Consider the following 6,776-nt stretch of genomic DNA (forward strand, 5'->3'; position numbering starts at 1 on the left):
CACGGCGGGCCTTGCTTGCCACGCCGTAGCCCGAAGGGCGAAGGCGGGTCCCGCCGTGCGCCGAGGCACGGCCGGGCAAGACCGGCCGTGCCACACCGTGGTTTTGAGGGAAGCCTTGACCCTTTGCCACGAAATGCGGCCACACCCGGAGGCGGGGGTCGCGGGAGCGGCGGAACCGGCCGGGCCGCTCGGCTATTTCTCGGGGGGAACGTCCTTGAACAGTTCCCCCGGCGGACCGCGGCGGACCGTGGCGGCCGGCGGCGCGGCCTGGTCGGCCGGCTTCTTCTCCGATTCGCCCGACGAGTGGCCCATCAGCGCCGACAGACCGATCACCAGGGCGAAGAGGACCACCGCCGCGATGACGCCGATCAGGACCGCCTTGTTGTGGTTGGGGGTCGCCCCGACGCGCCGGCTGATCAACTGGGCGGAGGTCGGCAGTTCCTGCTTCTTGGCCTTCTGGCGTGCGGCGGCGAGGGGGCTTCGGTCGGCGGGCTTGGCGCCGCCGTTCGCCCGGACCGCCTGCGCGAGGGCCTCCAGGCCCGTGGCAACGCCTCGTTCCGGCGCCTCGTCCGCGGAACCGGAGACGCCCTCCGCCACGGGCGCCTCCAGGCCGGGCGTCGCATCCTCCCGGGCGCGGGGCGCCTCGACGGTTCGCCCGCAGAACGGGCACCGGACGCGCTTGCCCGCCACATCCGCCGGAACCTTGACTCGTTTTCCGCAGCGGCAGTTGAAGCGAATCACCCGTTATCTCCCCAAACCTGTCCCCGGACCCACCGGTTCTTATACGCTCCAGACCACCCGTTGCGCAGCCGCCGTCCCGCCGCGCCGTCCCTCCTGTCCGCCCCGGCGGCGGGGTCTAAAGTCGGAGGAAGTTCTTGAGGATATTCGGTCCCTCGGCGGTCAGAAAACTCTCGGGGTGAAACTGAACGCCTTCCATCGGCCAGCGGCGATGGCGGATGCCCATAATCTCATCTTCATCCGTGCGGGCCGAGACTTCGAACTCCGCCGGCAACGTGCCGGGGCGGATGATGAGGCTGTGGTACCGCGTCGCTTCGAACGGATTCGCGATGCCTTCAAAGATCGTCCTCCCATCGTGATGGATCATACTTGTTTTTCCGTGCATCAGCCGGTCGGCCCGCACGATCTCGGCGCCGAACGCAAAGCCCATGCACTGGTGTCCCAGACAGACGCCGAGAATCGGGCACCGGCCGGCGAACCGGCGAATCGCGTCGTTCGAGATGCCGCCCTCGCGCGGCGTGCAGGGTCCCGGCGACACGATCAGGTGCGTCGGCTTCAGGGCCTCGAGTTCCTCCACCGTCACCTTGTCGTTCCGGAAGACGCGCAGGTCCGCCTCCGCGTCCAGTTCCCCGATCCGCTGCACCAGGTTGTACGTGAACGAATCGTAGTTGTCGATGATCGCGATCATGCGCCGCCGCCCCACTCATGAAACCGCGACCCAGTTCCCCTGTGTGGCACGGCCGGTCTTGCCCGGCCGTGCGTCCATACCCAATCACTCTCGGGCGGCGGAATGACGAAACCCGAAGCCCGAATGACGAATGAATCCCGAAACGACAATGACGAAACGGCAAGCCGGCCACCACTCGACATGGAGACCGTCTCGTCATTCGGATTTGCCGTTTGATTCGTCATTCGGTTCTCGTCATTCGTCATTGCCCAGGCAACCTTTCGCCGTAAGACGATCCTGCCCGCCTAATCGCGGCCCTGCATCACCTCGATGTACTTGCGGATGCTCCGGTCGTACGTCCGCTCGGCCTCCGGCGGAAAAAGGCACCCGGGCAACTCGCCGCGGCTACGGTGGTACACGATGCACTCGCAACACAGGCCCCGCCGGTCGCACGACGCATAGGTGCACGCGCAGTCCTTGGCGTTTCTTTTCTGATTCGCGCAGTCGGCCATTGCGAGGCTCCTTTCCGCCGGGTCCTCCGTTCGGCCTCGCCATCATACGCTCCGGCCGCTCCGCTGTCAAAGGGGCTCGCCGAAAAAGGCCAGGACCCTTTTTCACGCAGACGGCCGTGGCAAGGAGTTTTTGACACAGGCCGCCCTGGGCGTGTAGAATCCCCCTTTACGCGTGGAACTCAAGGGTCTTGGAAGGACGGTCCTCCATGAAGCGTCTCGGCCTGATGCTGATCCTGGGGACGGCGCTCGCGGCCGGCTGCAATCGCGAGGAAGCCCTGCGCCACTACGGCCTGGGCCACCTGGCATTCGCCGACGGCCAGTACACCGAGGCCATCCAGGAGTTCCAGGACGCCATCGAACTGGACTCCGGCCTCGCCGTCGCCTACGCCGGCATCGGCGACGTCTTCCGCGAGCGCGGCGAACTCGATAAAGCCATCCACCCCTACCAGCAGGCCGTCCAACTCATGCCCTACGAGTTCACCTACCATTACCGCCTCGGCCGGGCCTACCAGGGACTCCAGCGCGACACCGAGGCCGCCAAGTCCTACGAAACCGCCATCCACCTCGACCCCGACAACACCCCCGTCCGCGTCAACGTCGGCGTCGTGTACTTCCGCATGGGCGACCTCGGGAAGGCACGCACCCACACCGAGAAGGCCGTCGAACTGGAACCGACGCACGGCTTCGCGTGGTCCAACCTCGGCGCCATCTACGACGCCCAGGGCGAAATCTACCGCGCCATCAGCGCCTACCAGAAAAGCATCGCGCTCGACCCCAACCAGGCCCCCGTCCACGTCAACCTCGCCACCGCGTACCTCAGGCAGGGCCGGCTCGACAAGGCCATCGAAGAATTCAAACGCGCCGCCGAACTCGACCCCAACACCCCCCTCATCCGCAAACGCCTCGCCTACGCCTACAGCAAACAGAAACGCTACGGCGCCGCCGTCGAACAGCTGCAGACCGCCCTGGAACTCGACCCGAAGGACTGGCAGTGCCGAAACTCACTCGCCGCTATCTACATGATCTTCTATCTCCGCACCCCCCAGCAGGACCGACTCCGCGAACAGGCCCTCGAAGAATGGCACCAGAGCCTGGAATCCAACCCCGACCAGCCGCCCATCCGCGACCAGATCAAGAAATGGGCGGAGCCGATCAAGGTCCCCGCCCCGCCGGAAGAACCGAAGGAACCGCCGACGCCGCCGGTCGCACCGCCGGCCGTGCCGCCGGAAGCCCCGGCGCCCCCAGTCGCGCCGCCCGAGATGCCGGTGCCGCCGGTCGCACCGCCGGAAGCCCCGGCACCGCCCGTCGCGCCGCCCGAGATGCCCGCGCCGCCCGTCCAGCCGCCTGAGGCGCCCGCGCCGCCGGCGCCCCTGGAGCCGCCGACCGAGCCCCCGGCGCCCCCCGTGATGCCCCCGCCGGTCGAGCCGCCGCCTGCCCCGGCCCCGGCCGGCGCGACGGAATAAGCGGCGGACACATTTAGCCGCCCGCCCCGGCCCCGGCCGGCGCAGCGGAATGATCGCCGGACACATTTAGCCGCCCGCCTTGGCGGGCGCGCAAAAAACGCACGACCACGACCATGACTGAAACGCCCAAACCCGTCCGCACGCGCATCGCCCCCAGCCCGACCGGCGAGCCGCACATCGGCAACCTCTACGTCGCCCTCGTCAACTGGGCCCACGCACGCCAGACCGGCGGACAGTTTCTGGTGCGCATCGAGGACACCGACCGCACGCGCTTCGTCGAAGGCGCCGAGCAAATGTTCCTCGATGCCCTCGCGTGGCTCGGCCTCGACCACGACGAGGGGCCCGACGTGGGCGGCCCCGCCGGCCCGTACCGCCAGAGCGAACGCCTCGCGATTTATCGCCGCGAGGTCGCCCGGCTCCTCGCCTCCGGCCACGCGTACCGATGCTTCTGCTCGCCTGAGCGCCTCGCCCAGGTGCGCAAGGAGCGCCAGAAGGCAGGCGGCGAAACGGGCTACGACCGCCTCTGCCGCGACCTTGCGCCCGGCGAAGTCGAAAAGAAACTCGCCGCCGGTGAAAAGGCGACCGTCCGCCTTGCGGTGCCCCTGGAGGGTGAGACGCGGTTCGAGGATGGCGTCCGCGGCCCCATCACCGTCCGCAACGAGACTATCGACGACCAGGTCCTACTGAAGAGCGACGGCTACCCGACCTACCACCTGGCGAGCGTCGTCGACGACCACGCGATGCGCATCACCCACGTCGTCCGCGCCGAGGAATGGATCATCTCGACGCCCAAACATATCTTGCTCTACGAAGCGCTCGGCTGGACGCCGCCGCAGTTCTTCCACCTGCCGCTCATCCGCAACCCCGATCGCTCGAAACTCTCCAAGCGCAAGAACCCCACCAACGTCCTCTGGTACCGCGAGCAGGGGTACCTCGCGGAGGCGGTGACGAACTTCCTGGGGATGCTCGGCCACTCGATGCCGGACGGGCGGGAAATCTTCTCGCGCGAGGAATTCCTCGCCGAGTTTAGCCTCGCGCGCGTGACGACCACGGGCCCCGTGTTCGACATGGAGAAGTTCGAGTGGCTGAACGGCGAATGGATTCGCCGCCTCCCGCTCGAGAAAGTTGCCGCGCGGTTGAAGGCCGAAGGGTTCGTGCCGAAGGCGATCCTCGAAAAGTTCGACGGTCCCGGCGCGCCGGGATTCCTCGCGATCGTCGCACTTGTGCAGGAACGCCTGCGGCGCTTGAACGAGTTCGCCGACGCGACCGCCTTCTTCGCCGAACGCTTGCCCTACAAGCCGCAGGACTTGATCCCGGAGAAAAAGGGGAAGCCGCTTCACACCGCCGCCGAGACCCTCGCCGCCCTGGAGCGCCTGCGCGATGCGCTCGCCGAAGCGCCCGCCTCGGCGGCCGGCGAGGCCGACGGGCCCGCGTGGGAAACGAAAGCCCTGGAGGAGTTGGTCCGCGCCCTGGCGGCCGAGTTGGGCTGGAAACCCGCCGACCTCTTCATGACCCTCCGCGTGGCCGTGACGTGCCGGAAGGTCTCCACGCCGCTCTTTGAGACGATGGAAATCCTGGGGCGGGAGGAATGCCTCGCGCGGGTGGATGGAGCCATCGGCAAGATTGCGGATTGATAAACCAGGCTGCGACCGTCAGGGAGCGGGATCAAGTGTGGAATGCGTCGTGAAGGGTGCTTAAAGGAACCGTGCCATGACAAGCCCGCCAGAGGACATCACAATCAAGTGCCCCAAGTGTGGCAAGACATTCAAGGATTGGTGGCGACCTTCAATCAATCTGGCGATGGACGACTTCGACGATGCATACATAAGGAAGGCTACGCTCAAAACATGCCCGCACTGCGGAACAAAAATCCAACTCGGCTCACTGATTGTTGATAAAGATGGCGTGTGGCATATTTAGAGCCTCTGCGCCGGAGCGATTTGCGGGATTACTTCAATTTGAGCAGATCAAATCTGTCGCGGTACTTCTCGAATCGCGGGCGCGGCATAACCTTTCTGGTCTTTGCACTGTATGTCGTAAAAACGATTGAATACTTGCCAGCATTTTTGCCCCGCGCATTTCTGTAGGCTTCTTTAATCAAGTCTGTTGAACGCAAGACCCAATAAGCATCCGCCCTCTCAGAGAAGAACACAAAAAAGAAGTTGCGCCGTGGTTTCCTAATCTCCATGGCGGCAAAACGACCTGCATCCCGAGGATCGCAGTCCATGGAGCGTGCCTTGATCTGAATATCAATGTACTGTGGCCTTCCGCGGACTTCCTTGCGAATAATGCAATCGATCTGTTGATCGTCCACGAGCGTCAAGTAAACGTCATAGCCAAGCCTCAGGAGTTCTGCTATGGCCACGAACTCTTGTCTTTTTCCAAAGGACGCGGCATGTCTGAAGTTCATCGTGTACCTCCCTCCTTCCGCAATATACCCTTGGAGCCAGGACGAGGCGAGAGGTTTTCGGCGCGAAAGCGTGGAATCCAGCGAAAATCTTTTTCGTCGCGGGTGCCGCGGCTAGTACTACGGCCTTATCCAGGGCGCGTCGGGATGCGAGGAGTGGCGCTTCGCGCGGACGGAGGTGGTCATGCTCGGCTGGCGGGCGCCCGACCGCGACGCGGAAAGCAAAAGGTCCAGTTTCCCCTGGTCCAGCCACAGGCCGTGGCCCGGACAGAAGTCCACCGGCACGCCGTGGCGGCTGGCCATGATCATCACCTTGCCGCAGACGGGGCACGGCCGGTCGCCGGGCGCGGTGATCGGGTCGGCGGGCGGCTTGGACGGCGCAGTGCTCCGGTTCAGCGAGAGAAGCGCGCGGGCAATTCTTTCGGCATCGGCTCGTTTCGCCATGACATGATCCCCCCTTCCGGCCGCAGAGCGGCCCAACCAGATAAGTATAACGTATGGGCGGAGAAAATATTGGGATTTTCCGGTAACTCGCGCGTCCGGCCGACCAAGGATTTTCCTGCCCTGCGCTCTGGACAAACGGGCCCGCTTTTGGCAGTTTATGGGGCCTGGAATGAAACCGGAAAGGCCGCACCGATGGACAAGAGCGCCGAAAAGCCGAGCGATTTTATCCGCGAGGCCGTCGCGCGCGACGTCGCCGAGAAAAAATGGGGCGGCCAAGTCCGCACCCGATTCCCCCCGGAGCCGAACGGCTACCTCCACATCGGTCACGCGAAGGCCATCTCCATCGACTTCGGCATCGCGGAGGAGTTCGGCGGCCGGTGCAATCTGCGGTTCGACGACACCAACCCCACCAAGGAAGAGGAAGAGTACGTACACTCGATCATCGAGGACGTGCGGTGGCTGGGATGGAAGTGGGACCGCCTCACGTACGCCTCCGACTACTTCGAGCAGATGGTCGAGTACGCGGAGCAACTCGTCCGCGCGGG

General features: G+C 65.2%; 9 protein-coding genes. 4 read left to right on the forward strand and 5 right to left on the reverse strand.

Annotated features, from left to right (window positions below):
* Positions 1-192: 192 nt before the first annotated feature.
* The 3 genes from NTX40_02640 to NTX40_02650 form a co-directional block, all read right to left on the reverse strand.
* On the reverse strand, positions 193-741 hold the full coding sequence (locus NTX40_02640) for a hypothetical protein (protein MCX5647985.1): 549 nt from the start codon (positions 739-741) through the stop codon (positions 193-195).
* 115 nt (positions 742-856) lie between these two features.
* A complete protein-coding gene (locus NTX40_02645; protein ID MCX5647986.1) occupies positions 857-1,426 on the reverse strand; it encodes an aminodeoxychorismate/anthranilate synthase component II in 570 nt (189 codons plus the stop codon).
* 284 nt (positions 1,427-1,710) lie between these two features.
* The gene (locus NTX40_02650; protein ID MCX5647987.1) at positions 1,711-1,917 is read right to left on the reverse strand and encodes a DUF6485 family protein; all 207 of its coding nucleotides are present in this window, start codon (positions 1,915-1,917) and stop codon (positions 1,711-1,713) included.
* A 206-nt stretch (positions 1,918-2,123) separates the two neighbouring features.
* Between NTX40_02650 and NTX40_02655 the strand changes: the two genes are divergently transcribed.
* The 3 genes from NTX40_02655 (at position 2,124) to NTX40_02665 (ending at position 5,300) form a co-directional block, all read left to right on the forward strand.
* Complete coding sequence (locus NTX40_02655; GenBank protein ID MCX5647988.1) at positions 2,124-3,380, forward strand: tetratricopeptide repeat protein; 1,257 nt, start codon at positions 2,124-2,126, stop codon at positions 3,378-3,380.
* A 113-nt stretch (positions 3,381-3,493) separates the two neighbouring features.
* A complete protein-coding gene (gene gltX / locus NTX40_02660; GenBank protein ID MCX5647989.1) occupies positions 3,494-5,014 on the forward strand; it encodes a glutamate--tRNA ligase in 1,521 nt (506 codons plus the stop codon).
* Positions 5,015-5,090: 76 nt separating this feature from the next.
* Positions 5,091-5,300 carry a hypothetical protein gene (locus NTX40_02665; protein ID MCX5647990.1) on the forward strand — a complete coding sequence of 70 codons (210 nt, stop codon included), beginning with the start codon at positions 5,091-5,093 and terminating at the stop codon, positions 5,298-5,300.
* 28 nt (positions 5,301-5,328) lie between these two features.
* Here the strand turns inward: NTX40_02665 and NTX40_02670 are convergent, their stop codons facing one another.
* Both NTX40_02670 and NTX40_02675 read right to left on the reverse strand, forming a co-directional pair.
* A complete protein-coding gene (locus tag NTX40_02670; GenBank protein MCX5647991.1) occupies positions 5,329-5,790 on the reverse strand; it encodes a hypothetical protein in 462 nt (153 codons plus the stop codon).
* A gap of 117 nt (positions 5,791-5,907) precedes the next feature.
* The gene (locus tag NTX40_02675; protein ID MCX5647992.1) at positions 5,908-6,231 is read right to left on the reverse strand and encodes a zf-TFIIB domain-containing protein; all 324 of its coding nucleotides are present in this window, start codon (positions 6,229-6,231) and stop codon (positions 5,908-5,910) included.
* A gap of 192 nt (positions 6,232-6,423) precedes the next feature.
* On the opposite strand from NTX40_02675, the gene NTX40_02680 reads away from it, so the two are divergent.
* A partial coding sequence (locus NTX40_02680) for a glutamate--tRNA ligase family protein (protein MCX5647993.1) occupies positions 6,424-6,776 on the forward strand: 353 nt, incomplete at its 3' end.

The sequence above is a fragment of the Planctomycetota bacterium genome, from assembly GCA_026387035.1.
Taxonomy (GTDB): Bacteria; Planctomycetota; Phycisphaerae; order FEN-1346; family FEN-1346; genus JAPLMM01.